22 protein-coding genes are annotated in these 24,544 nt (G+C 68.7%); 11 read left to right on the top strand and 11 right to left on the bottom strand.

All coding sequences use genetic code 11. The features are described 5' to 3' along the window. The first annotated feature begins 10 nt into the window (after positions 1-10). Entirely contained in the window at positions 11-1,036 is a 1,026-nt protein-coding gene (locus GON04_RS23290; RefSeq protein WP_157400351.1) for a hypothetical protein, read from the top strand. Here GON04_RS23290 and mpl read toward each other — a convergent pair whose 3' ends face one another. Next, positions 1,037-2,413, bottom strand: coding sequence for a UDP-N-acetylmuramate:L-alanyl-gamma-D-glutamyl-meso-diaminopimelate ligase (gene mpl, locus GON04_RS23285; protein WP_157400350.1), 1,377 nt, complete (start codon positions 2,411-2,413; stop codon positions 1,037-1,039). A gap of 72 nt (positions 2,414-2,485) precedes the next feature. On the opposite strand from mpl, the gene GON04_RS23280 reads away from it, so the two are divergent. The 7 genes from GON04_RS23280 to GON04_RS23250 all read left to right on the top strand — a co-directional run bounded on the left by GON04_RS23280 (position 2,486) and on the right by GON04_RS23250 (position 8,480). Next, a complete protein-coding gene (locus GON04_RS23280) occupies positions 2,486-3,085 on the top strand; it encodes a hypothetical protein (RefSeq protein ID WP_157400349.1) in 600 nt (199 codons plus the stop codon). After that, entirely contained in the window at positions 3,072-3,620 is a 549-nt protein-coding gene (locus GON04_RS23275; protein WP_232533172.1) for a TlpA disulfide reductase family protein, read from the top strand. The genes GON04_RS23280 and GON04_RS23275 overlap by 14 nt, the downstream gene beginning before the upstream one ends. A gap of 129 nt (positions 3,621-3,749) precedes the next feature. After that, a complete protein-coding gene (accB, locus tag GON04_RS23270) occupies positions 3,750-4,199 on the top strand; it encodes an acetyl-CoA carboxylase biotin carboxyl carrier protein (protein WP_157400347.1) in 450 nt (149 codons plus the stop codon). 21 nt (positions 4,200-4,220) lie between these two features. Next, a complete protein-coding gene (gene accC / locus GON04_RS23265) occupies positions 4,221-5,570 on the top strand; it encodes an acetyl-CoA carboxylase biotin carboxylase subunit (protein WP_157400346.1) in 1,350 nt (449 codons plus the stop codon). A gap of 16 nt (positions 5,571-5,586) precedes the next feature. Continuing rightward, positions 5,587-6,471 (top strand): 50S ribosomal protein L11 methyltransferase, encoded by an 885-nt coding sequence (gene prmA / locus GON04_RS23260; protein WP_157400345.1) that lies wholly within the window; start codon positions 5,587-5,589, stop codon positions 6,469-6,471. Between the two features lie 43 nt (positions 6,472-6,514). Next, on the top strand, positions 6,515-7,552 hold the full coding sequence (locus tag GON04_RS23255; protein WP_157400344.1) for a DUF3426 domain-containing protein: 1,038 nt from the start codon (positions 6,515-6,517) through the stop codon (positions 7,550-7,552). A 31-nt stretch (positions 7,553-7,583) separates the two neighbouring features. Then, complete coding sequence (locus tag GON04_RS23250; RefSeq protein WP_157400343.1) at positions 7,584-8,480, top strand: carbohydrate kinase family protein; 897 nt, start codon at positions 7,584-7,586, stop codon at positions 8,478-8,480. Between the two features lie 13 nt (positions 8,481-8,493). Here GON04_RS23250 and GON04_RS23245 read toward each other — a convergent pair whose 3' ends face one another. Further along, complete coding sequence (locus GON04_RS23245) at positions 8,494-9,261, bottom strand: SDR family oxidoreductase (RefSeq protein WP_157400342.1); 768 nt, start codon at positions 9,259-9,261, stop codon at positions 8,494-8,496. Between the two features lie 129 nt (positions 9,262-9,390). Here GON04_RS23245 and GON04_RS23240 point away from each other — a divergent pair, with 129 nt between their 5' ends. Further along, entirely contained in the window at positions 9,391-10,845 is a 1,455-nt protein-coding gene (locus GON04_RS23240) for an MBL fold metallo-hydrolase (RefSeq protein WP_157400341.1), read from the top strand. 6 nt (positions 10,846-10,851) lie between these two features. On the opposite strand, the gene GON04_RS23235 is transcribed toward GON04_RS23240, so the two are convergent. From GON04_RS23235 to GON04_RS23195, 9 genes are all read right to left on the bottom strand, one after another. Continuing rightward, on the bottom strand, positions 10,852-11,793 hold the full coding sequence (locus GON04_RS23235; RefSeq protein ID WP_157400847.1) for a branched-chain amino acid ABC transporter permease: 942 nt from the start codon (positions 11,791-11,793) through the stop codon (positions 10,852-10,854). Positions 11,794-11,879: 86 nt separating this feature from the next. Further along, positions 11,880-12,764 carry a branched-chain amino acid ABC transporter permease gene (locus GON04_RS23230; protein ID WP_157400340.1) on the bottom strand — a complete coding sequence of 295 codons (885 nt, stop codon included), beginning with the start codon at positions 12,762-12,764 and terminating at the stop codon, positions 11,880-11,882. Positions 12,765-12,829: 65 nt separating this feature from the next. Further along, positions 12,830-14,029 (bottom strand): ABC transporter substrate-binding protein, encoded by a 1,200-nt coding sequence (locus GON04_RS23225; RefSeq protein WP_157400339.1) that lies wholly within the window; start codon positions 14,027-14,029, stop codon positions 12,830-12,832. Between the two features lie 30 nt (positions 14,030-14,059). Then, positions 14,060-14,764 (bottom strand): ABC transporter ATP-binding protein, encoded by a 705-nt coding sequence (locus GON04_RS23220; RefSeq protein ID WP_157400338.1) that lies wholly within the window; start codon positions 14,762-14,764, stop codon positions 14,060-14,062. A gap of 85 nt (positions 14,765-14,849) precedes the next feature. Continuing rightward, positions 14,850-15,644: an ABC transporter ATP-binding protein gene (locus GON04_RS23215; protein ID WP_157400337.1), complete on the bottom strand. Its 795-nt coding sequence runs from the start codon at positions 15,642-15,644 to the stop codon at positions 14,850-14,852. Between the two features lie 154 nt (positions 15,645-15,798). Further along, positions 15,799-19,092 carry a fused isobutyryl-CoA mutase/GTPase IcmF gene (icmF, locus tag GON04_RS23210; RefSeq protein WP_157400336.1) on the bottom strand — a complete coding sequence of 1,098 codons (3,294 nt, stop codon included), beginning with the start codon at positions 19,090-19,092 and terminating at the stop codon, positions 15,799-15,801. A 152-nt stretch (positions 19,093-19,244) separates the two neighbouring features. Next, a complete protein-coding gene (locus GON04_RS23205) occupies positions 19,245-21,272 on the bottom strand; it encodes a TRAP transporter large permease subunit (RefSeq protein ID WP_157400335.1) in 2,028 nt (675 codons plus the stop codon). Further along, on the bottom strand, positions 21,269-21,895 hold the full coding sequence (locus GON04_RS23200; RefSeq protein ID WP_157400334.1) for a TRAP transporter small permease subunit: 627 nt from the start codon (positions 21,893-21,895) through the stop codon (positions 21,269-21,271). The genes GON04_RS23205 and GON04_RS23200 overlap by 4 nt, the downstream gene beginning before the upstream one ends. A gap of 102 nt (positions 21,896-21,997) precedes the next feature. Further along, entirely contained in the window at positions 21,998-23,113 is a 1,116-nt protein-coding gene (locus GON04_RS23195; RefSeq protein ID WP_157400333.1) for a TRAP transporter substrate-binding protein, read from the bottom strand. Between the two features lie 158 nt (positions 23,114-23,271). Between GON04_RS23195 and GON04_RS23190 the strand changes: the two genes are divergently transcribed. Both GON04_RS23190 and GON04_RS23185 read left to right on the top strand, forming a co-directional pair. Then, a complete protein-coding gene (locus GON04_RS23190) occupies positions 23,272-24,060 on the top strand; it encodes a fumarylacetoacetate hydrolase family protein (protein ID WP_157400332.1) in 789 nt (262 codons plus the stop codon). Between the two features lie 31 nt (positions 24,061-24,091). After that, entirely contained in the window at positions 24,092-24,532 is a 441-nt protein-coding gene (locus tag GON04_RS23185) for a rhodanese-like domain-containing protein (RefSeq protein ID WP_157400331.1), read from the top strand. Positions 24,533-24,544 lie beyond the last annotated feature (12 nt).

Genomic DNA, 24,544 nt, shown 5'->3' with positions numbered 1-24,544 from the left:
CTCGACAACCATGGCCTTCGAACTCCCCATCCTGCGCCTCGGCATGGCCGGCTTCAGCCTGGACCAGCAGGAGCGGCTGCGCCAGGTCGTCGGACACGAGAACCGGACACGGCTGGTCTGGGAAACGGCGCGCATCAATGAGGCGGACGTTTTCCTGGTCAACGGCGCCCGCACCCAGGTGCTGGCCGACGGCACGCTGAGGATTGCCTCGGGCGTGCCCGCCGGTCGCTCGGTGCAGTTCGCCATGGCCGAACTCGACCGGCCGGTTGCCTTCGGCCAGCCGCTCGCCCCCCGCAATTTCCAGCCCGACCTGCAGTTCGATCCGGCCAGCCTCGACAGCGTCACCGCCGTGCTGGCTCGTTTCGAGGCCCTGCTGGCGCCGCTGATCGCCCAGTTCTGCCTGGCCTCGCAGATCCTCGAGCAGGAAAGCGCCCTGGGCAGCGGCAATTACCACGTCAGCGGCGAAGCCGGCCGATTGCTGGCGGTGGTGAACCTGCGCGGCCAGGTCGCGGTGCTGTCGTCGGCGCCGCCCGAGGAATTCGACGGTGCGATGTGGACGCCGCAGCCGAGCAGCGCTCCGATCCCCGATCATTTCACCCGTACCAGCCTGTCGCATCTGATGTGGCAGTACGCGCTGCGTACCACCCGCGACGTGCTGCCGCAGCGCTACCACACCGACCTGCTGTATTTCCGGCGTCCGCCGCGCCTGCCGCAGCGCGCCCTGTCCGACGCCCACCTGCTGCTGTTGCGCGAGCTGGCGTACGCGCCGGCCACCTTCACGGAACTGCAGCAACGCACCGGGCTGGTCGGCGCGGACCTGGTGCGCACCCTGTCGGCCCTGTACCTCGTGGGCGCCATCACCTCGAATCCCAAGCGGGCGGCACAGCCCGCGATCCGCCGGCACGACGGCGCCGATACCGACGGTCACGTGCTGCACAGCGTCGCCCCCTCGGGCATGGATCCGGAGTCCGGCCCCGGCATGCTGCGGCCCGTGCGGCCGGACCTCACGGCGCCGGCGCCGCTCTCGTTCGATTGATCAGCGGGCGCTGAGCGCCTGCAACAGGCGGGCGTGGATGCCGCCGAAGCCGCCGTTGCTCATGCACACGACGTGGTCCCCGGCCCGGGCCGCCGGGACCACCTGCGCCACGAGGTCCTCGATCGAGTCGGCGACGCTGGCCCGCACGCCCATGGGTGCCAGGGCATCGCGCGCATCCCAGCCCAGCCCGCCGGCGTGGCAGAAAGCCAGGTCGGCCTGTTCGAGGCTCCAGGGCAGCTGGGCCTTCATGGCGCCGAGCTTCATGGTGTTGCTGCGCGGTTCGAACACCGCCAGGATCCGGCCGCCGGCCGGGCCCAGCTTGCGCCGCAGGCCGTCCAGCGTGGTGCGGATGGCGGTCGGGTGGTGGGCGAAGTCGTCGTAGACGCGCACGCCGCCGCTTTCGCCCCGCAATTCCATCCGCCGCTTGACGTTGCGAAAGCGCCCCAGGGCGGCTGCGGCCTGCGCCGGTGCCACGCCGACGTGTTCGGCCGCCGCGATGGCCGCCAGGGCATTGAGCTGGTTGTGGGTGCCGCTCAGGTCCCAGTCGACCCGGCCCACGCGCTCCCCGCGCAGGAGCACGTCGAACCCGCCGGGCTCGCCCTGGGCGGTGAAGTCGCTGACGGCCGCGCCGAAGCTGCGCACCTCGCTCCAGCACCCCTCGTGCAGCACGCGCGCCAGGCTCTCCTCCAGCTCGTTGACGATGACCCGGCCGGAGGACGGCACCGTGCGCACCAGGTGGTGGAACTGCCGCTCGATGGCAGCCAGGTCGTCGAAGATGTCGGCGTGGTCGAATTCCAGGTTGTTCAGCACCGCCGTGCGCGGCCGGTAATGGACGAACTTGCTGCGCTTGTCGAAGAACGCGGTGTCGTACTCGTCCGCCTCGATGACGAACTGCCCGCCGGTGCCGAGCCGGGCCGACACCCCGAAGTCGACCGGCACGCCACCGACCAGGAAGCCGGGTTGCTGACCGGTGGCTTCCAGCACCCAGGCCAGCATCGAGGTGGTCGTGGTCTTGCCGTGCGTGCCCGCGACCGCCAGCACGTGGCGGCCGTGCAGGACATGTTCGGCCAGCCACTGCGGCCCGCTGGTGTAGCGGGCGCCGGATTCCAGGATCGCTTCCATCAGCGGGTAGCGCGGGCTGCCGTCGGGCAGGCGCGCCCGCGAGACCACGTTGCCGACGACCCAGACATCGGGGCGCAAGGCCATCTGGTCGGCGCCGTAGCCCTCGACGAGGTCGATGCCGAGGGCCCGCAGCTGGTCGCTCATGGGGGGATAGACGCCGGCGTCGCAGCCGGTCACACGGTGGCCGGCTTCCCGGGCCAGCGCGGCGACGCCTCCCATGAACGTGCCGCAAATGCCGAGGATGTGGATGTGCATCGGCTCGATTATCGGGGCGGCCCATCGGTCATCCCGCGTCCCGGAAGGCTCCGTGCCGGGCAGAATTGACCGATGGACACCCTGCGTGAGATCGCCGCCACTGCCGCGCGGATGGTGGTCGAGGAAGGCCTGGAATACGGTCCGGCCAAGCGGCGCGCCGTCCGGCAGCTGGGCCTGCCTGTGCGGGCGGCGTTGCCGGACAACGACGTGATCGAGGAAGCGGTGCGCGAGTACATCGCACTGTTCTGCGCCGACACGCAGCCCGTCGAACTGGCTGCCCTGCGCCGGCTGGCGCTGACCTGGATGGAGCGGCTGGCCGAGTTCAGGCCCCACCTGGCCGGCGCGGTCTGGCATGGAACGGCGACCCGGCTGTCCGACATCTACCTGCAGTTGTTCTGCGATGACTCCAAGTCGGCCGAGATCGCGCTGATCGACAAGGGCGTCGACTACGAGGCCAGGACGGTTCCGGGCTTCCAGGGTGCACCGGTCGAGGCGCTGAGCCTGTCCAGCCGCAGCCCGGAGCTCGGCGAGACCATCGGCGTCCACCTCCTGATCCACGACCACGACGACTTGCGCGGTGCGCTCCGGCGCGATGCGCGGGGTCGGGTTCCGCGCGGGGACATGGCGGCGGTGCGTGCCCTCGTCGACAATGCTGCCCATGTCGACCACTGAATCCACGGCTCCCCTGACGTCCCGGCGCTCCCTTCTCCTGGCGGCCGGTGTCGGTGTCGTGGCCGCGGCCGCGGGGGCCGGCGTCGCGTTCTGGCGCCGCGAGCCGCAGGCCCAAGGGGACGCCTCGGCGCTGTGGGGGCTGACCTTCGACACGCCAGCCGGCCAGCCGTTGACCATGGCGGCCCTGCGCGGCAAGCCGCTCCTGGTCAACTTCTGGGCCACCTGGTGTCCGCCCTGCGTCGAAGAACTCCCCATGCTCGACCGTTTCGCGCGCGAACACGCTGCCAACGGCTGGCAAGTCGTCGGCTTGGCGATCGATCAGCCCAGCGCCGTGCGCAAGTTCCTGGCCGCGACGCCAGTCAGCTTTCCGATCGGGCTGGCGGGGCTCGAGGGCACCGACCTGGGCAAGTCCCTGGGCAATTCGGCCGGTGGGCTGCCCTTCACCGTCGTGCTGAAGCCGGATGGGAAAGTGCGCGAGCGTAGAATGGGGAAGGTCGCCCCGGGCGACCTATCGCGCTGGGCAGCGGCAGCCTGAGACGCGACACGGCTCCCGGCTTTACCTGCCGACGCCCCGACGGGCGCGCTCTTCAGCGAAGAAAAGTAAAAATCGCTGCAAATTGCGGTAAATTCGCCGACCTTAACAAGAAATGCGGCTGGAGCCACCATGGACTTGCGCAAATTGAAGACCCTGATCGACCTGGTCTCGGAGTCGAACGTCTCCGAACTGGAGATCACGGAAGCGGAGGGAAAAGTCCGCATCGTCAAGGGCGGCACGGCCGTCGTGCAGCATGCCGCGGCACCCGTCGCGATGGCACCGGCGATGCCGGCATCGGCCGCGCCGGCGCTCGCGCCGGCCGCGCCCGCCCCGCAGGCACCGACCGGCCATGCCGTCAAGTCGCCGATGGTGGGCACGTTCTACCGCGCGTCCAGCCCGGGCGCGAAGTCGTTCGTCGAGGTCGGCAGCCAGGTCAAGGAAGGCGACACGATCTGCATCATCGAGGCGATGAAGATCCTCAACGAGATCGAGGCCGACAAGTCGGGCACCGTGTCCAAGATCCTGTGCGAGAACGGCCAGGCCGTGGAGTACGGACAGCCCCTGTTCATCATCGAGTGACGATCCGGTAAGCGCTCACTCATGTTCAAGAAGATCCTGATCGCCAACCGCGGCGAGATTGCCCTCCGGGTGCAGCGGGCCTGCCGCGAACTGGGCATCAAGGCCGTGATGGTCTATTCGGAAGCCGACCGCGAGGCCAAGTACGTCAAGCTGGCAGAGGAGGCGGTCTGCATCGGGCCGGCCGCTTCGGCACAGAGCTACCTCAACATGCCGGCCATCATTTCGGCCGCCGAGGTCACCGACGCCGAGGCCATCCACCCCGGCTATGGCTTCCTGTCGGAAAACGCCGATTTCGCCGAGCGGGTGGAAAAGAGCGGCTTCCAGTTCATCGGCCCCACGCCCGAGTCGATCCGCATCATGGGCGACAAGGTGTCGGCCAAGCAGGCCATGATCAAGGCCGGCGTGCCCTGCGTGCCCGGCTCCGAGGGCGAACTGCCGGACGATCCGGCGGTCATCCGGCGCACGGCGCGCACCGTCGGCTACCCCGTCATCATCAAGGCGGCGGGCGGCGGCGGCGGCCGCGGCATGCGCGTGGTGCACACGGAAGCCGCGCTGATCAACGCGGTCCAGATGACCAAGGCGGAGGCGGGCGCCGCCTTTGGCAATCCGGCGGTGTACATGGAGAAGTTCCTCCAGAACCCGCGCCACATCGAGATCCAGATCCTGGCGGACAAGCACCGCAACGCCGTCTACCTGGGCGAGCGCGACTGCTCGATGCAGCGCCGCCACCAGAAGATCATCGAGGAAGCGCCGGCGCCGGGCATCCCGCGCAAGCTGATCGACCGCATCGGCGAGCGCTGCGCGGCGGCCTGCAAGAAGATCGGCTACCGCGGCGCGGGGACGTTCGAGTTCCTGTACGAGAACGGCGAGTTCTACTTCATCGAGATGAACACGCGGGTGCAGGTCGAGCACCCGGTGACCGAACTCGTCACGGGCATCGACATCGTGAAGACGCAGATCATGGTGGCGGCCGGCGAGAAGCTGCCTTTCGTGCAGCGCGACATCGCGCTGCGCGGCCATGCCATCGAGTGCCGCGTCAACGCCGAGGACCCGTACAACTTCACCCCGTCGCCCGGTCGCATCACGCTGTGGCATGCCCCGGGCGGGCCGGGCGTGCGCGTCGATTCGCACGTCTACAACAACTACTTCGTGCCCCCCAACTACGACTCGATGGTCGGCAAGATCATCGTGCACGGCGACACGCGCGACCAGGCGCTGGCACGCATGCGCACCGCGCTGCTGGAGACGGTGGTCGAGGGCATCAACACCAACATCCCGCTGCACCGCGAGCTGATGGTGGACGCCAAGTTCATGCAGGGCGGCACCAACATCCACTACCTGGAGCAGTGGCTGTCGCAGCACAAGCGCTGATCCGGTCCGGGCACCCATGTACGAGTTGCGCCTGCTCTGTGGCGAACACCAGGTCGAGGCGCTGAGCGACGCGCTCGAGGCGCTGGACGCCCTGAGCGTGTCGGTCGAGGACGCCGACGCCCAGACCCCGGCCGAACAGGCCCTGTTCGGCGAGCCCGGCATGCCGCCGCCCAAGGAAGGCTGGCAGCGGTCGCGGGTCCTGGCGCTGTTCCCCACCCGGGAAGCGGCCGAGGAAGCGCAGGTCCTGCTGCAGGCGCAGGACTTCTTCGCCGGTGCGCAGGTCGCCGGCATCGAGGAGGTCGCCGAGCAGGACTGGGTGCGCCTGACGCAGTCGCAATTCGCGCCGGTGGAGATCACGCCCGAGTTCTGGATCGTGCCGACCTGGCACGAACCGCCGGCCCAGGCGACGACGGTCATCCGCCTCGATCCCGGCCTGGCCTTCGGCACGGGCACGCACCCCACCACGCGGATGTGTCTGCGCTGGATCGCGCGCCAGCCGCTGAAGGGACGCACAGTGCTGGATTACGGCTGCGGCTCCGGCATCCTGGCCATCGGTGCCGCCAAGGTGGGCGCCGGCCGGGTCGACGCGGTCGACATCGACGAGGCGGCGGTGCGCTCGACGCTGGACAACGCGCAGGCCAATGGCACCGGGCTGGGCGTCGTCGGCCTGCCCGACGCCGTGCAGGGCCGCTACGACGTGGTGCTGGCCAACATCCTGGCCACGCCGCTGAAGGTGCTGGCGCCGCTGCTGTGCGGGCTGGTCCAGCCGCCGGGCCACCTGGTGCTGGCTGGCATCCTCGAGCGCCAGGCGGAGGAACTGCAGCGCGCGTACGCGCCCTATGCCAGCCTGTCGGTCGCCGACCAGGACGAAGGCTGGATCCTGATGACGGCGCGGCTGTGAGCCGCCCGGGCGCGCGGCGCCGGTTCCCTACAATGCCCGGCTCATGAGCATGATCACCGGCTGCCCGGCCTGCGGAACGATGTTCAGGGTGGTCCCCGACCAACTGAAGATCTCCGAAGGCTGGGTGCGCTGCGGGCACTGCGCGGAGGTGTTCGATGCCGCCGCCCACATGCAGCCGGATGCGGTGCTGCCGGCACAGCCGGTTGCCGCGGCGGCACCCGGGGCCGTGGTCGATGCCGCTCCAGACGCCGAGCGAGCCGCCGTCGCTCACGCGCCGACCACCGAAGCCAGCACGACGGGCCCCGATCAGCAGGCCGACCCGGCGCCGGACCTGCAGACGCATCCGGAGGCGCAGCTGCCGTCCGCCGGCCCGTCGCTCACGCCCTGGCACGCACCGTCCGGCTTCGGCCCGTCGTCCCTGTCCCCCGAGGAGCACGGTTACCTGCCCCTGCACCTGGTGCGGGAGGAGGCCGATGCGGCCGCCGTGGACCTGGACGCGCAGGACGCACTGGATGCACAGGATCACCGCGAGCCGGACGAGGCCGAAGACCTGCCGCTGGAGGACGTGACGTTCGTGCGCGATGCGCGGCGCAAGGCGTTCTGGCGCCGGCCCGCGGTGCGCGTGGCCCTGGTGCTGGGATCGCTGGCGCTGGCCGGCCTGCTGGCGGCGCAGGTCGCCGTCCACGAGCGCGACCGCCTGGCGGCCCTGGACCCGCAGGCGCTGCCGCTGCTCGAGCGGCTGTGCCGGCCACTCGGCTGCCGCGTCGGTCCGCCGCGCCGCATCGAGGCCATCGCCATCGACAGCAGCGGCTTCACCAAGCTGCGGCCGGACACCTATCGCCTGAGCGTCACGCTGAAGAACCAGGCCCAGGCGCCGGTCGCCGTGCCGGCACTGGAACTCACACTCACCGATTCGCAGGACCAGCCGCTGCTGCGCCGCGTGCTCACGCCGGGCGAGCTCGGCGCCCCGGCAGACACCATCGCCGCGGCCGCCGACTGGTCGGCCTCGGTGGCCATCGCCGTCGGCGGTGCCAGCGCGGCACGCGTGGCCGGCTACCGGCTGCTGGCCTTCTATCCCTGATCCATCCCACCTTCACCACGAGACTTCTTCCATGGCAGCCGTCATCTGCGGGTCGCTTGCGTTCGACACCATCATGAACTTCGAGGGCCGCTTCTCGCAGCAGATCCTGCCCGACCAGCTCCACATCCTGAACGTCTCGTTCCTGGTGCCGCAACTGCGGCGCGACTTCGGCGGCTGCGCGGGCAACATCGCCTACAGCCTCAAGCTGCTGGGCGGCACGCCGCTGCCGATGGCGACCGTGGGCACCGATGGCGCGGGCTACCTCGATCGCCTGCGCGAGCTGTCCATCAGCACCGAGTTCGTCCGCCAGGTGGAAGGCACCTACACGGCGCAGGCGATGATCATGACCGACCTGGACAACAACCAGATCACGGCCTTCCATCCCGGCGCGATGATGCAGGCACACGTCACCCACATCGCCGCGCGGCCCGACATCAAGCTCGGCATCATCTCTCCCGACGGCCGCGATGCCATGCTGCAGCATGCCGAGCAGTTCGCGGCGGCCGGCATCCCGTTCGTGTTCGATCCGGGCCAGGGCCTGCCGATGTTCGACGGCCGCGAGCTGGCGGCCTTCATCGACCAGGCCAGCTGGGTCACCGTCAACGACTACGAGGGCAAGATGCTGATGGAGCGCACCGGCTGGGACGCGGCCGGGATCTCGCGCAAGGTGCGCGGCCTCGTCGTCACGCTCGGCGGCGAGGGGTGCGACGTCTGGGTGGACGGCGAGAAGACGCACGTGCCGGCGGTGAAGGCCGCGGCCGTCGTCGATCCCACCGGTTGCGGCGATGCCTGGCGCGGCGCGCTGCTGCACGGCCTGGAGCAGGGCTGGCCGCTGGCACGCTGCGCCGAACTGGGCAACCGCGTCGGCGCGGTGAAGATCGCCAGCCGCGGCCCGCAGAACTGGCGCTTCGACCAGCCAGCCGCCTGAGCGGCGGCGGCGCTCAGCCGCGCGCGTTCGTCACGCCGCCGTCGACCACCAGCGTGTCGCCGACGACGTAGTCGCCGGCCCGGGACGCCAGGAACACGGCGGCCCCGGCCATGTCCTCGGGCTGGCCGATGCGGCCGACCGGCACCCGCCGCGCCACGTCCTCGCCATGGTCGCGCGCATCCTTGTTCATCTCGGAGGCGAACGGCCCGGGGGCGATGCCGCTCACCACGATGTTGTCCTGCGCCAGCCGCAGGGCCAGCCGGCGCGTCAGGTGGATCAGGCCGGCCTTGCTGGCGGCATAGGAGTAGGTCTCCCACTGGTTCACCGAGATGCCGTCGATCGACGCGATGTTGATCACCTTGGCCGGCCGCGTGCGCGCGGCAGCCTTCAGCTGGGCGTGCAGGGCCTGGGTGAGGAAGAAGGGCGTCTTCAGGTTCAAGTCCAGCACCTTGTCCCAGCCCTTCTCGGGGAAGGTGTCGAAGGCTTCTCCCCAGGCGGCGCCGGCGTTGTTGACCAGGATGTCGAGCGCGGGCTCGCGGCTCGCGATCTCGGCGGCCAGGGCGCGCGCCGCCTCCACCGTGGACACGTCGCAGGGCAGCGAGACGCAGGGGCCGATGGCCGACAGCTGCTCGGCCGCCTCGTCGCAGGCCGCAGCCTTGCGCGCCGTGATGTAGACCTTGGCGCCGTGGTGCAGGAAGCCGGCGGCGATCATCCGGCCGATGCCGCGCGAGCCGCCGGTCACCAGGGCCACGCGGCCCTGCAGCGAGAACAGATCCTTCATGGGAGTCTCCGGTTGGGGTGGCGCCAAGTCTGGCGGATGGCAGCTCGGCCGCCAATCACCCGGACGACATCGTGGTCGAACACTCACTAGCATGGGGCCGGGCCGATTGCCCACCCAAAGGAGACGACCATGCGAAGAAGAATCCTGGCCCTCGGGCTTCCCGTCCCGGCCATCGCCGCATTGCTGGCCGCCTGCGCCTCGGCGCCGCCGGATCCGCAGGCGGCGCTGAAACGCGCCGAGGCCGCGATGGGCTCCGCCCAGGTGCGCTCGCTGCAATTCAGCGGCAGCGGCAGCGGCGGCATCTTCGGCCAGGCCTACCGGCCGGGCGATCCCTGGCCGCGCATCACCTATTCCAGTTTCTCGCGGGTCTACGACTACCAGAATGCGGCGTTCCGCGAGGAGTTCGCCCGCACCCGCGCCGAGCCCAACGGCGGCGGTGCCTTGCCGCTGATGGGAACGGGCGAACAGCGCGCCACCGGCCTGTTGCGCGGCACCCAGGCCTGGAACCTGGCTGGCACCACTGCCACCGCCGCGCCCCTGACGGCCGACGGCCGGATCCATGACCTCTGGACGTCGCCCCATGGCGTGCTGCGTGCCGCCCAGCGCAACAACGCCACCACGCGCGTGGAGGGCGGCAAGACGCTGGTGAGCTTCACCGAGCCGAACCGGTTCCGGGCCACTGCCGTCATCGGCGAGAGCGGGCTGGTGGAGCGGGTCGACTCCGTGCAGCCGAATCCGGTGACGGGCGACACGCCGACCGTGACGACCTACGAGGACTACCGGGACTTCGGCGGCGTCAAGTTCCCGGCCCGCATCCGCCAGACCCAGGGTGGGTCGCCGGTGCTGGACCTGCAGGTGACCCAGGTCCAGGCCAACACGGTGCCCGCGATCGAGGTGCCCGCGGCGGTTCCCGGCTTCGTGGAGCGGGCCACCTCCGAGAAGGTGGCCGAGGGCGTGTGGTTCCTGGCCGGCGGCTCGCACAACAGCGTGCTGGTCGAGATGGCCGATCACCTGATCCTGATCGAGAGCCCGCTGTACGACGCCCGCACGCAGGCGGTCCTGACCGCGGCCAAGCAGCTGGTGCCGAACAAGCCGGTCCGGTACGTCATCAACTCGCACCACCATTTCGACCATTCCGGCGGGCTGCGCACGGCGGCCGCGGATGGCGCCACCCTGGTGACCAGCGAGCTGGCCAGGCCCTGGTTCGCGCAGGCATTCGCCACGCCCAACGCCATTGCGCCCGACGCACTGGCCCGCTCCGGCCGGCCGGTCCGCATCGAAGGCGTGTCGGGCAAGCGCACCTTCACGGATGGGACCCGCACCCTGGAAGTGATGATGATCGACGGCAGCGTGCACGCCCAGGGTTTCATGCTCGCCTGGCTGCCGCGCGAGCGCCTGCTGGTGGAAGCCGATGCCTACACGCCGGGCCCTGCCGGTGCGCCGCCGCCGGCGCAGCCGAACGCCAACAACGTGAACATGCTGGACAACGTGGAGCGGCTGCGGCTGGACGTCGACCGCATCCTGCCGCTGCACGGCCGCGTGGTACCGATCGCGGAACTGAGGGCCGCCGCAGGCCGCCGCTGACGCGGTTCAGCCGGCGCGGGCGCGGCGGCGCTCGCGCCAGGCCAGCAGTTCGCCGACCACGCCCTTGCGGAAGGCGAGCACGCACAGCACGAAGATCACGCCGATGATCACCGTCACCCACTCGCCGACCTTGTCGGCCAGCATGTCCTGCAGGGCGATCACGATGCCGCCCCCGAGCACCGGACCGAAGAAGGTGCCCACGCCGCCCAGCAGCGACATCAGGATCACCTCGCCGGACATGGACCAGTGCACGTCGGACAGGGTGGCGAACTTCATCACCAGCGTCTTCATCGAGCCGGCCAGGCCCGCCAGCGAGGCGGACAGGATGAAGGCGAGCAGCTTGTAGCGGTCGACCTCGTAGCCGAGCGAGATGGCGCGCGGCTCGTTCTCGCGGATCATCTTCAGCACCTGGCCGAAGGGCGACGTGACGATGCGCAGGATGCCCAGGAAGCAGGCCAGGAACACGGCCAGCACCACGTAGTACATGACGTGGTCGTCACCCAGCGGCAGCACGCCGAACAGGTTGCCCCGCGCCACGCCCTGCAGGCCGTCCTCGCCGCCGGTGAACGGGGCCTGCAGGCAGACGAAGAACACCATCTGCGACAGGGCCAGCGTGATCATGGCGAAGTAGATGCCCTGGCGCCGGATGGCGACCAGCCCGAACACCAGGCCGAGCAGGGCGGCGAAGACCACCCCGGCCAGCACGCCCAGTTCGGGGGTCCAGCCCTGGACCTTGACGAACCAGCCGGTGACGTAGGCGGCCGTGCCGAAGAAGGCAGCATGGCCGAACGACAGCAGGCCGGTGAAGCCGAGCAGCAGGTTGAACGCGCAGGCGAACAGCGCGAAACACAGCAGCTTCATCACGAAGACCGGGTACAGGCCGATGAACGGCGCCAGCACGGCCAGCGCCAGCAGCGCGAGGTAGGTCAGGCGGACGGTCCTGCTCATGCCGCCGCCGTGGCGGGCGATCGCCGCGTTCGCTGGCTCGATCGGCAGCTCGCCGGCGGTGGTGACCGAGGTGGAGGGTGGGGTCATCAGGCCTCCTTGCCGAACAGGCCGGCGGGTCGCAGCATCAGGACGATGGCCATGATCACGAACACGACGATGTTGGAGGCTTCAGGATAGAACACGCGCGTGAAGCCTTCGACGATGCCCAGTCCGAGGCCGGTGATGACGGAACCCAGGATGGAACCCATGCCGCCGATCACCACGACGGCGAACACGACGATGATGAGGTTGGAGCCCATCAGCGGCGTCACCTGGATCACCGGGGCGGCCAGCACGCCGGCCAGGCCCGCCAGGGCGGCGCCCGCGCCGTAGGTGAGGGACACCATCAGGGGCACGTTGACGCCGAACGCCTGCACCAGCTTGGCGTTCTCGGTGCCCGCGCGCAGGTAGGCACCCAGGCGGGTGCGCTCGATGATGAACCAGGTGGCCAGGCACACCGCCACCGACGCGACCACGACCCAGGCCCGGTAGTTGGGCAGGATCATGAAACCGAGGTTGGTGGCGCCCGCCAGGGCTTCCGGGACGGAATAGGACTGGCCGGAGACGCCATATTCCTTGCGGAAGGCGCCTTCGAGGATGAGGGCGAGGCCGAACGTGAGCAGCAGTCCGTACAGGGGGTCGAGCCCGTACAGCCTCTTGAGGAGCAGTCGCTCGATCACCACGCCGAACGCGCCGACGAGAAGGGGCGCCAGGAGCAGCGCCCACCAGTAGCCCACGCCCCACTTGTCCAGCATGATCCAGGCCGCGAAGGCGCCGACCATGTAGAGGGCCCCGTGCGCGAAGTTCACGATGTCGAGCAGGCCGAAGATGACGGCCAGCCCGAGACTGAGCATCGCGTAGAAGGCGCCGTTGACCAGGCCCAGCATGAGCTGGCCCAGGAAGGCCTGGTGGGGAATGCCGAAGATTTCCATGGCGGCGTGTGCTCGTCTGGAGGTGGGCGGGGGGAGCCCGCCCACCGTCGTTCAGGTTTGCTTCCTTACTTCTTCAGCAGCGAGCACTTCGACTCGGCGGGGGTCGTGAACGCCTGCTCGCCGGGCACCTTGGCCACCAGCTTGTAGTAGTCCCACGGCGTGTTCGACTCCTTGGCCGACTTGACCTGGAACAGGTACATGTCGTGGAGCATGCGGCCGTCGGCGCGGATGGTGCCGTTCTTGTGATAGAAGTCGTTGAACTTCATCCCGCGCAGGGTCGACATCACCTTGTCGGTGTCCGTCGTGCCGGCGGCCTGGACGGCCTTCAGGTAGTTGGTGGTCGCCGAGTAGTCGGCCGCCTGCAGGCTGGACGGCATGCGCTTGTACTTGTCGAAGAAGCGCTTGGCGAACTTGCGCGAATCGTCGTCCTGGTTCCAGTACCAGCTGTCGGCGACCTGCAGGCCTTCGGCGTTGGCGACGCCGATCGAGTGCACGTCGTTGATGAACACCAGCAGGCCGGCCACCTTCATGCTCTTGGTGATGCCGAATTCCTTGGCCGCCTTCATGGCGTTGATGGTGTCGCCGCCGGCGTTGGCCATGGCCAGGATGTCGGCCTTGGAGCCCTGGGCCTGCAGCAGGAAGGACGAGAAGTCGGAGGCGTTCAGCGGGTGCTTGACCGAGCCGACCACGGTGCCGCCGTTGGCCTTGACCACGGTGGTGGCATCGGCTTCCAGCGAGTGGCCGAAGGCGTAGTCGGCGGTCAGGAAGTACCACTTCTTGGCGCCGCCCTTGACCAGCGCGTTGCCGCCCACCTTGGCCAGCGCCACGGTGTCGTAGGCGTAGTGGATGGTGTAGGGCGTGCAGTCCTCGTTGGTCAGGCGGGCGGAGCCGGCGCCGATGGAGATGAAGGGGCGCTTCTTCTCCTTGGCGATGCCCGCCATGGCCAGGTTGGTGCCGGAGCTGGTGCCGCCGATCAGCAGGGCCAGGTTCTGGCTGTCGATCCACTCGCGCGCCTTGGAGGCGGCGACGTCCGCCTTGTTCTGGTGGTCGGCGGTGAGCACCTCGATCGGGCGGTTGAGCACCTTCCCGCCGAAATCCTGCACCGCCCACTTGATCATCTCGGCGCCGGCCGGGCCGTCGATGTCCGCGTACAGGCTGGACATGTCGGTGATGAACCCGATGCGGACCGGGCCGTTGTTCTGCGCCGTCGCGGCCAGGCTGCCCAGGCCCAGGGCCATGGCTGCAACGAGGGTCTTGAACTTCATGGAAGGTCTCCTTGGAAAAAAGCGGTGGCGCTAGACGCCGAGATATTCCTGCAGCATGGACATGTTGTCCCGCAGCTGGTGTTGCGCGAACTCGCGCACGATCTTGCCGTGCTCCATGACGTAGAAGCGGTCGGCCAGGGGGGCGGCGAAGCGGAAGTTCTGCTCGACCAGCACGATGGTGTAGCCCTTGGCCTTGAGCGTGCGGATCATCTCGGCCAGCTTCTGCACGATGACCGGGGCCAGGCCCTCGGAGATCTCGTCCAGCAGCAGCAGCCGCGCCCCGGTGCGCAGGATGCGCGCCACGGCCAGCATCTGCTGTTCGCCCCCCGACAGGCGCGTGCCGGGGCTCGCGGCGCGCTCCTTCAGGTTGGGGAACATGCCGTAGATCTCGGCGACGCTCATGCCGCCGGGGCCCACGCTGGGCGGCAGCAGCAGGTTCTCCTCGGCCGACAGGCTGGCGAAGATGCCCCGTTCCTCGGGGCAGTAGCCCACGCCCAGGCGCGCCACCTTGTGCGGCGGCAATCCGATCGCCTCGCGGCCCTGGATGCGGATCGACCCGGTGCGGCGGCCGGTCAGGCCCACGATGGCACGCATGGTGGTGGTGCGTCCGGCGCCGTTGCGGCCCAGGAGGGAGACCACTTCGCCTTCGCCGACCGACATGTTCACGCCGTGCAGGACGTGCGACTCGCCGTACCAGGCGTTCAGGTTCTCGATGCGCAGGAACTCACTTGCCATCATGCCTCCGGCGAGCCGCCTCCAGGAGGCATGGGCCCCTTCGGGGGCAGTGCAGCGGCGCAGCCGCCAGCGTGGGGGCCGGCATTCAGTGCGCCCCCTGCAGTTCGGCGTCGGCGGCGCCCATGTAGGCCTCGATGACCTGGGGATTGCGCGACACCTCGGCGTAGGGGCCGTCGGCGATGACGGCACCGCGCTGCAGCACCGTGATGCGGTCGGCGATCGACGACACGACGTTCATGTTGTGTTCGACCATCAGGATGGTGCGGCCGGCCGAGACCTTCTTGATCAGCTGCGTGACGCGGCTGACGTCCTCGTGGCCCATGCCCTGGGTGGGCTCGTCGAGCAGCATCAGGTCCGGCTCCAGCGCCATCGTGGTGGCCAGCTCCAGCGCCCGCTTGCGGCCGTAAGGCAGGTTCACGGTGAGCTCGTCGGCGAAGGCGGAGAGGTCGACTTCGCCCAGCAGGGCGCGGGCGCGCTCATGCAGGTGGAACAGCGACCGTTCGGGCTTCCAGAAATGGAACGAGGTGCCGAGGTTGCGCTGCAGGGCGGCGCGCACGTTCTCCAGCACGGTCATGTGCGGGAACACGGCGGAGATCTGGAACGAGCGGACGATGCCGCGGCGGGCGGTCTGCGCCGGCCGCTCGTTGGTGATGTCGCTGCCCAGGTAGGTGATGGTGCCGCGGGTGGGCGGCAGGAACTTGGTCAGCAGGTTGAAGAAGGTCGTCTTGCCGGCGCCGTTGGGGCCGATCAGGGCGTGGATGTCGCCGCGGCGGACCTGCAGGTCCACGCCGTTCACGGCGACGAAGCCCTTGAACTCCTTCGTCAGCCCTTTGGTCTCGAGGATGATCTCCGCTGCCAAGGCACGCACTCCTGTTGGCATGCCCACGGCACGCCCGAAGCCGGGATGCTAGTACCCGTGTTGCAGCGCGGTAGCGGGGAACCCCCTAGGTAATTCTGCGTGGCCCTGCGGTGCCCTGGGGCAAGAGGTCGCCCAGGCTGTCAGGAGCCTGACGATGGGCGGCCCGGAGCACGGGTCACATGTTGCGCCGGTACTGGCCGCCGACCTCGAACAGGGCGTTCGTGATCTGCCCGAGCGAGCACACGCGCACCGCATCCATCAGCACCTCGAACACGTTGCCGTTGTCGATGACGGCCTGCTGCAGGCGCTGCAGCATGGCCGGCGCCGCCGTCGCGTTGCGGGACTGGAAGTCCTGCAGCCGGCGCAGCTGGCCCAGCTTCTCGTCCTCGGTCGAGCGGGCCAGCTCCAGCTTCTCCAGCACGGTGTCGCCGTGCGGGTTGCGGAAGGTGTTGACGCCGACGATGGGCAACTCGCCGGTGTGCTTGAGCATCTCGTAGTGCATGCTCTCGTCCTGGATCTTGCCGCGCTGGTAGCCCGTCTCCATCGCGCCCAGCACGCCACCGCGTTCGGCGATGCGCTCGAACTCGGCCAGGACGGCCTCCTCGACCAGTTCGGTCAGCTCTTCCATGATGAAGGCGCCCTGGTTGGGGTTCTCGTTCTTGGCCAGCCCCCACTCCCGGTTGATGATGAGCTGGATGGCCATGGCGCGCCGCACGCTGTCCTCGGTGGGCGTGGTGATGGCCTCGTCGAACGCGTTGGTGTGCAGCGAATTGCAGTTGTCGTAGATGGCGATCAGCGCCTGCAGGGTGGTGCGGATGTCGTTGAACTGGATCTCCTGCGCGTGCAGGCTGCGCCCCGACGTCTGGATGTGGTACTTGAGCTTCTGGCTGCGCTCGTTGGCGCCGTACTTGTCCTTCATCGCCACCGCCCAGATGCGCCGCGCCACGCGCCCCATCACGGTGTACTCCGGGTCCATGCCGTTGGAGAAGAAGAACGACAGGTTGGGGGCGAAGTCGTCGATGTGCATCCCGCGGGCGAGGTAGGCCTCGACCAGCGTGAACCCGTTGGACAGCGTGAACGCCAGCTGGCTGATGGGGTTGGCCCCGGCCTCCGCGATGTGGTAGCCGGAGATGGACACCGAATAGAAGTTGCGCACGTTGTGGTGCACGAAGTACTGGGCGATGTCGCCCATCACCTTGAGGCTGAACTCGGTCGAGAAGATGCAGGTGTTCTGCCCCTGGTCTTCCTTGAGGATGTCGGCCTGCACCGTGCCGCGCACGTTGGCCAGCACCCATTCGCGCACCTTGGCGGCCTCGGTGGCGGTGGGCTCGCGGCCGTTGTCGGTGCGGAACTTCTCCAGCTGCTGGTCGATGGCCGTGTTCATGAACATGGCCAGGATGGTCGGCGCCGGGCCGTTGATGGTCATCGACACCGAGGTGCTGGGGCTGCACAGGTCGAACCCGGAGTACAGCACTTCCATGTCCTCCAGCGTCGCGATGGACACGCCGGAGTTGCCGACCTTGCCGTAGATGTCGGGGCGCTCGGCCGGGTCGTTGCCGTACAGCGTGACCGAGTCGAAGGCGGTCGACAGGCGCTTGGCCGGCATGCCCTCGGAGAGCAGCTTGAAGCGGCGGTTGGTGCGGAAGGCGTCACCCTCGCCCGCGAACATGCGGGTCGGGTCCTCGTTCTCTCGCTTGAAGGCGAAGGTGCCGGCGGTGTACGGAAAGCTGCCGGGCACGTTGTCCAGCATCAGCCACTTCAGGATCTCGCCGTGGTCCTCGTAGGCCGGCAGGGCCACCTTGCGGATGGTGGTGCCGGAGAGGGACTTGGTGGTGAGCGCGGTGCGGATTTCCTTGTCGCGGATCTTCACCACGTATTCGTCGCCGGCGTAGGCCCGCTGCATGTCGGGCCACTGCTGCAGCAGGTGCAGCGCATCGCGGTCCATCCGGGCCTTGCGCTTGCCCGCCAGGTCGAGGGCGGCCTCGGCGGCCGGCGCCCGCTCCGGCTTGTCGACCTTGAGCATGCGCGCCGCTTCCTGCAGCTGCTGGATCTCGCGGGCCAGGCGGGCCTGCTCGCGGGCGCGCTTCTTGTACCCGCGCACCGTGTCGGAGATCTCGGCCAGGTAGCGCACGCGCGCGCCTGGCACGATCGGCGTCTGGTTGGTGCTGTGGCGGCCGCCCACCTCCGGCAGCCGACCGGCCTGCACGGGCAGGCCCAGCTCCTGCAGGCGCGCCCGCAAGGCCTGGTAGAGCGCGGTGACGCCATCGTCGTTGAAGCGCGCCGCCATGGTGCCGAACACCGGCATCTCCTCCGGCCGTCGGGTCCACGCCTCGCGGTTGCGCTGCACCTGCTTGGCGACGTCGCGCAGGGCGTCGGCAGCCCCCTTGCGGTCGAACTTGTTGATGGCGACGAACTCGGCGAAGTCGAGCATGTCGATCTTCTCGAGCTGGCTGGCGGCGCCGAACTCCGGCGTCATGACGTACAGCGGCACGTCGACCAGCGGCACGATGGCGGCGTCGCCCTGGCCGATGCCCGATGTCTCGACCACGACGAGGTCGAAGCCGGCGGCCTTGCAGGCGGCGATGACGTCCGGCAGGGCGGCCGAGATCTCGCTGCCGAAGTCGCGCGTGGCGAGCGAACGCATGAACACGCGCGGGCCCTGTTGCCAGGGCGAGATGGCGTTCATGCGGATGCGGTCGCCCAGCAGGGCACCGCCGCTCTTGCGGCGCGAGGGGTCGATGGAGATGACGGCCACGTGCAGGCGGTCGTCCTGGTCGAGCCGCAGCCGGCGGATGAGTTCGTCGGTGAGCGAGGACTTGCCGGCGCCGCCGGTGCCGGTGATGCCGACCACCGGTACGGTGCGGGCCCCGGCCCGTTCGCGCACCCGGGCGACCAGCGCTTCGTCCGCCGCACCGTTCTCGATGGCGGTGATGAGCTGTGCCAGCGCGCGCCAGTGGCTGTAGTCGTGGCCCTCGATGGCGCCGGCGTCGGTCGGGGCGTGCGGCGACAGGTCGCGGTCGCACCGCATCACCATCTCGCCGATCATGCCCTGCAGCCCCATGCGCTGGCCGTCCTCGGGGCTGTAGATGCGGGTCACGCCGTACTCGTGCAGCTCGCGGATCTCGGCCGGCACGATGACGCCGCCGCCGCCGCCGAACACCTGGATGTGTTCGCCGCCGCGCTGGCGCAGCAGGTCGACCATGTACTTGAAGTATTCGACGTGCCCGCCCTGGTAGGAGCTGACGGCGATGCCCTGCACGTCTTCCTGCAGGGCGGCGGTGACGACCTCGTCGACGCTGCGGTTGTGCCCGAGGTGGATGACCTCGGCGCCCATGCCCTGCAGGATGCGCCGCATGATGTTGATGGCCGCGTCGTGGCCGTCGAACAGGCTGGCCGCGGTGACGAAGCGCACCTTGTGCGTCGGGCGGTAGTTGGCGAGCGCCTTGAATTCGGCGGACAGGTCGGTCATCGGGGTGTCTCCGGAGGACCGGGCTCGTGGCCCGGTCGGGAAAGTCTGCGCGCGCCAGCTTAATTGACGTTTACGTCAACGTCAATCGAACGCGTGGTCCGGATGAAAAACGGGGCGCCGAAGGCGCCCCGTGCATCGGAAAGGTGGCCGGGTCAGCCCCCACCGTAGAGGTAGTTCGGCAGCCAGAGCGTGAGCGAGGGCCAGATGTACATCAGCACCATGCAGACGATCACGATGAGCATGTACGGCATCATGCCCGCGAAGATCTGGTTGATGGTGACGTGGGACGGCGAGACGCCCTTCAGGTAGAACGCCGACATCGCGACCGGCGGCGACAGGAAGGCCGCCTGCAGGTTGACGAACACCAGCACGCCCCACAGCATGGGATCGATCTGGAAGTGCTGCAGCAGGGGCAGGAAGATGGGCACGAAGATCACGATGATCTCGGTCCACTCCAGCGGCCAGCCCAGGACGAAGATGATGGCCTGGGACACCAGCAGGAACTGGATCGGCGTCAGGTTCATCGCCAGCACCCACTCCTCGACCAGGCGCTGGCCACCCAGCAGCGCGAACACGGCCGAGAAGATGGCCGACCCCACGAACAGCCAGCACACCATGGAGGTGGTCTTGGCGGTCAGGAACACGGCCTCCTTGATGCGCTGCCAGGTCAGCGTGCCGGCATGCCAGGCCATCAGGAAGGCGCCCGCCGCCCCCACGGCAGCCGACTCGGTGGCCGTGGTGATGCCGAACAGGATGACCGCCAGCACCACGAAGGTGAGGACGGCCAGCGGCATCACCGACGACGTGAGCATGCGCAGGATCTCGAACTGCTCGGCGTCGAACCGCCAGTAGTACCAGACCAGCAGCAGGGCTGCGATGGCGCAGGTGATCCCGAAGCCGATGTAGAAGGAGGGCGGCACCGCGGCCTGCTCCGCCGCCTTGGACGGCCCGCCCAGGCTTTCCAGGGGACCGTCGCCGGTGCGCGCGGCCGGTGCCGCGGCTCCTCGCGCGCCGGGCGGTTCCTGCACGCCGCCGGCGCCCGGCGGCTCGCGCAGTCCGCCGGCGCCTGGTGGTTCCTTCAGGCCCTCCGACGGCGGCTCCTTCAGCCCCTCGGCGGGCGGCTCCTTCAGGGCGCCAGCGGTGTCGGCCGGCGGTTCGCGCAGGCCGGCCTGGGCCGGCGGTTCCTGAACGCCGCCGCCGGTGCCGGGCGGTTCCTGGACGCCGCTGCTGGCCATGCCGTTGTCGACCGCCTCGGCCGAAATCGGAACCGAGGTGTCGACGCGCTGCGAGTAGATGACCACGTACCACCAGACGGTGCCGAGGGTGACCAGCGCCAGCGCCAGCGGCACCAGGGCCGTGCCCAGCCCGCGCAGCAGCCGGGTCCAGGTGAGCCCCAGCTCCCGTCCGGCACCGCCTAGGGCCCGCGCGGGTGCCGCCACGGCCGCCGCGAAGGCCGGCAGCAGGCGGCGCGAGTACTGGCCGGACACGTGCGCCAGCCAGTCCGGGATCGGCACCTGCATCTGCTCGGGCGGCAGCTTGGGCGCCACCCGTGGGTTCAGGGTGACCCAGCCGATGATGTAGATCAGGTAGAGCAGCGAGAGGAAGAAGCCGGGGAACATCGCGGCGGCGTACAGCTTCACCACCGATTGGCCGGCCACGGCCGCATACACGATGATCATCACGGACGGCGGGATCAGGATGCCCAGCGTGCCGCCGGCGGTGATGACGCCGGCTGCCAGCCGCGTGTCGTAACCCGCGTTGAGCATCGGGCGCATCGCGATCACGCCCATCAGCACCACCACCGCACCGACCAGGCCGGAAGCGATGCCCCAGAAGGTGCAGATGATCAGCGTGGTGACCGCCAGCGAGCCGGGGACGCTGCGGAACGCCAGCTGCACGCTGTAGAACATCTTGTCCACCAGGGCGCCGCGTTCCATCACGTAGCCCATCAGGACGAACAACGGGATCGACAGCAGGGTGTCGTTGTTCATCGCACCGAAGGCGCGCTGCACCATCAGCTCGAAGACCTTGTTGTCCCAGAAGTGGACCGCAGGATCGTAGAAGGCGACGTAGCCGAACATGATGCCCAGCCCCATCAGGGTGAACGCCGTCGGGAAGCCCAGCATGATCACCACGACGATGAGGGCCAGCATCGTCAGGCCGAGTGCGGCGTTGCTCATCCCTTCAGCCCCTTCGACTTCTCGATCGCCAGCTGGCGCGCTTCGTCGTCCACCAGTTCGCTGCCGGCCAGCTGCTGCGCCACGACGTCGGCCTCCTGCGCGTCCTGCAGGCGCGGCGTCCACTGACCGGTCTTCAGGCACACGATGCAGCGCAGCATCTCGGACAGGCCCTGGATCAGCACGACGGCGCCGGCCAGCGGGATGATGAACTTGAACGGATAGATAGGCAGCGGAGTGGCGTTGAAGGTGGTCTCCTTCATCGCCAGCGAATCGCCGAAGTAGCGCCAGCCGGCCCAGGTGAGCGCGACGATGCCGGGCAGGAAGAAGCCGATGTACAGCACCAGGTCGAGCGCCGCCTGGACGCGGGGGCGGAAGTTGCCGTACAGGAAGTCGCCCCGCACATGGCCGTCCTGCGCCAGGGCATAGGCCCCGCACATCATGAACAGCGCCCCGTAGAGCATGTTGCTGACGTCGAACACCCATGCCGTTGGCATGTTGATGATGTAACGCTTGAATACCTCGACCACCACGAGGACCATCAGCGCAATGATCAGCCAGGCGAACGCCTTGCCGATCCATGTGCTGGCGGTGTCCACGCCGTGCAACAGTTTCTGGATTGCCATGTTCTTCGTCTTCTCCTCATCGCTGTCGCGAACGGCTGATAAAAAGCCGGCCAGCCATCGGGGAACCCGGATGGCTGGCCGGCCGCCGGGGCGGTGCGGTCGTCAGGCCTTCTTGGTGCCGAAGTACCGGTTGTAGGCCATCTTGAAGTCCACCATGTAATCGTTCTGCCACTGACCGGCGCGCTGGGCGAACGCCTTCTGCGAATCCAGGACCTTGCTGAAGAAGGGGTTTTCCTTGGACTTGGCCGCGATGACCTTGTCCCACGCCTCGAGCTGCGCCTTCAGGATGGAATCGGGCGTCTTGTAGAAGTTGACCTTGTCCTTGGTCTTGAGCTCGATGTAGTCCTTGGAATTACGGTCGATCGCCTTCCAGCTCATGTCGGCGCTGGCGGCCTGCACGGCGTAGTCGATGATGGACTTGAGCTCCTGCGGCAGCGCGTTGTACTTGCCCTTGTTGAACAGGATCTCGAACTGCTCGCCGCTCTGGTGGAAGCTTTGCAGCATGCAGTTCTTGGCCACGTCCTGGAAGCCCAGCGCGCGGTCGGACGAGGCGTTGTTGAACTCGGCCGCGTCGATCAGGCCGCGGTCGAGGGCGGGCACGATCTCGCCGCCCGGCAGCGGGTTGACCGCCGAGCCCAGTTCGGTGAACACGTCGACGGCGAGGCCGACCGTGCGGAACTTCAGGCCCTTCATCTGGGAGACGTTGGACACCGGCTTCTTGAACCAGCCGAGCGGCTGGGTGGGCATGGGGCCGTACAGATACGAGACCACGTCCATGTTGATGGACTTGTAGATGTCCTCGAGCAGCGCCTTGCCGCCACCGTAGTAGTGCCAGGACAGCACCATGTTGGGGTCCATGCCGAACGCCGGGCCGGAGCCCCACAGCGCCAGCGCCGAGTTCTTGCCGTAGTGGTAGGCCACCACGCCGTGGCCGCCGTCGAGAGTGCCCTTGTTCACCGCTTCCAGCAGCTGGAAGGCGGGGACCACGGCGCCGGACGGCAGCACCTCGATCTTGAGCCGTCCGCCAGCCATGTCGTTCACCTTCTTGGCGAAGTCGTTGGCGAACTCGTGGAAGATGTCCTTGGCCGGCCAGGTGCTCTGGAAGCGGAACGAGGTGGTCTGCTGCGCGTTGGACACCATCGGCGCCGACATGGCGCCGGCGGCGACGGCCGCGCCCTTGAGCAGGCTGCGGCGGCGAGGGGTCTTGGGGGTGGTCATGGAATCTCCTTGTACCCGGCTGGTTGATCCGAATTTGTTAGCACGCTATCTTTGATAGGCCCTCGCGCGCACGGTAAGAGGGTTTACACCGAGGGTCGGACCTTCCGGGACGGCCGTGATACTTGCGGGGTTCGGATCACCCCAAGGAGAGAGAAAGAATGGATCGCAGGCATTTCTTCGGCACATCGGCAGCCGTGGCAGGCACGTCCCTGGCGGGCTGCGCGTCGGCCACGATGGGCAACAGCGCGGCAGGACGGACGCCGTTCGTCGTGCCCACCGTCGGCATTCCCATCGTGGGCAGCGACGAGGTGTTTCCGGTGCGCCGCATCTACTGCATCGGCAGAAACTATCGTGCCCACTCCATCGAGATGGGCTCGAACCCGGACCGTGAGCCGCCGTTCTTCTTCCAGAAGCCGACCGACGCCATCCAGTTCGTCGCCACGGGAACCGTCGCGGACCACCCCTACCCGAGCCTGACCAAGAACTACCACTACGAGGCCGAGCTGGTGGCCGTGCTGGGCAAGGGCGGGCGCAACATCCCCGTCGACAAGGCGCTGGACCTGGTCTACGGCTACACGCTGGGCCTGGACATGACGCGCCGCGACCTGCAGCGCGCCATGGGCGACGAGAAGAAGCCCTGGGAGATCGGCAAGAGCTTCGACCGTTCCGCCCCCATCGGCCCGGTTCACCGGCTGGCGCAGACCGGGCACTTCCGGCAGGGCGCGATCTGGCTCAAGGTCAACGGCCAGACCAAGCAGAACGCCAACCTGAACCAGATGATCTGGTCGGTGGCTGAGCAGATCAGCAAGCTGTCCGAGGCCAACGAGCTGTTCCCCGGCGACATCATCTATTCCGGCACGCCCGAGAACGTCGGGCCGGTGGTGCGCGGCGACGTCATCGAGATGCACATCGACGGCCTGCCCAACCTGAGCGTGCGCATCGTCTGATCGCCGGCCGGCGGGCTGGCAAAATCGTGGCATGTCCACGCTTGTCCCGCCCGCAGCCGTTCCCGCCGGCGTCCGTCCCGCCGCCGGCTATGCCGGCGACGTCTCGCCCGAAACCGCCCACGCCTGGTGGCAGGCCGGCGATGCCGTGCTCGTCGACGTCCGCTCCGATGCCGAGCGCGAGTGGGTCGGCTTCGTTCCCGGTGCGGTCGCCGTCACCTGGAAGCAGTGGCCCGGGATGGCCATGAACCCCGCGTTCGACCAGGAACTGCGCGCCGCCGTCCCGCCCGGCAAGAAGGCCGTGCTGTTCTGTCGCAGCGGGGTGCGTTCGATGAACGCCGCCCGCCGCGCGACCGAACTGGGCCTGGAGGCCTACAACATCCTCGAAGGCTTCGAAGGCGACGCCGATGCCCAGGGGCACCGCGGCCACAAGGGCGGCTGGCGCCTGCGCGGCCTGCCCTGGCGCCAGAACTGATCTCCACTTCCC

The sequence above is a fragment of the Ramlibacter pinisoli genome (assembly GCF_009758015.1).
GTDB lineage: Bacteria > Pseudomonadota > Gammaproteobacteria > Burkholderiales > Burkholderiaceae_C > Ramlibacter > Ramlibacter pinisoli.
This window is presented reverse-complemented; position numbering and strand designations above follow the sequence as displayed.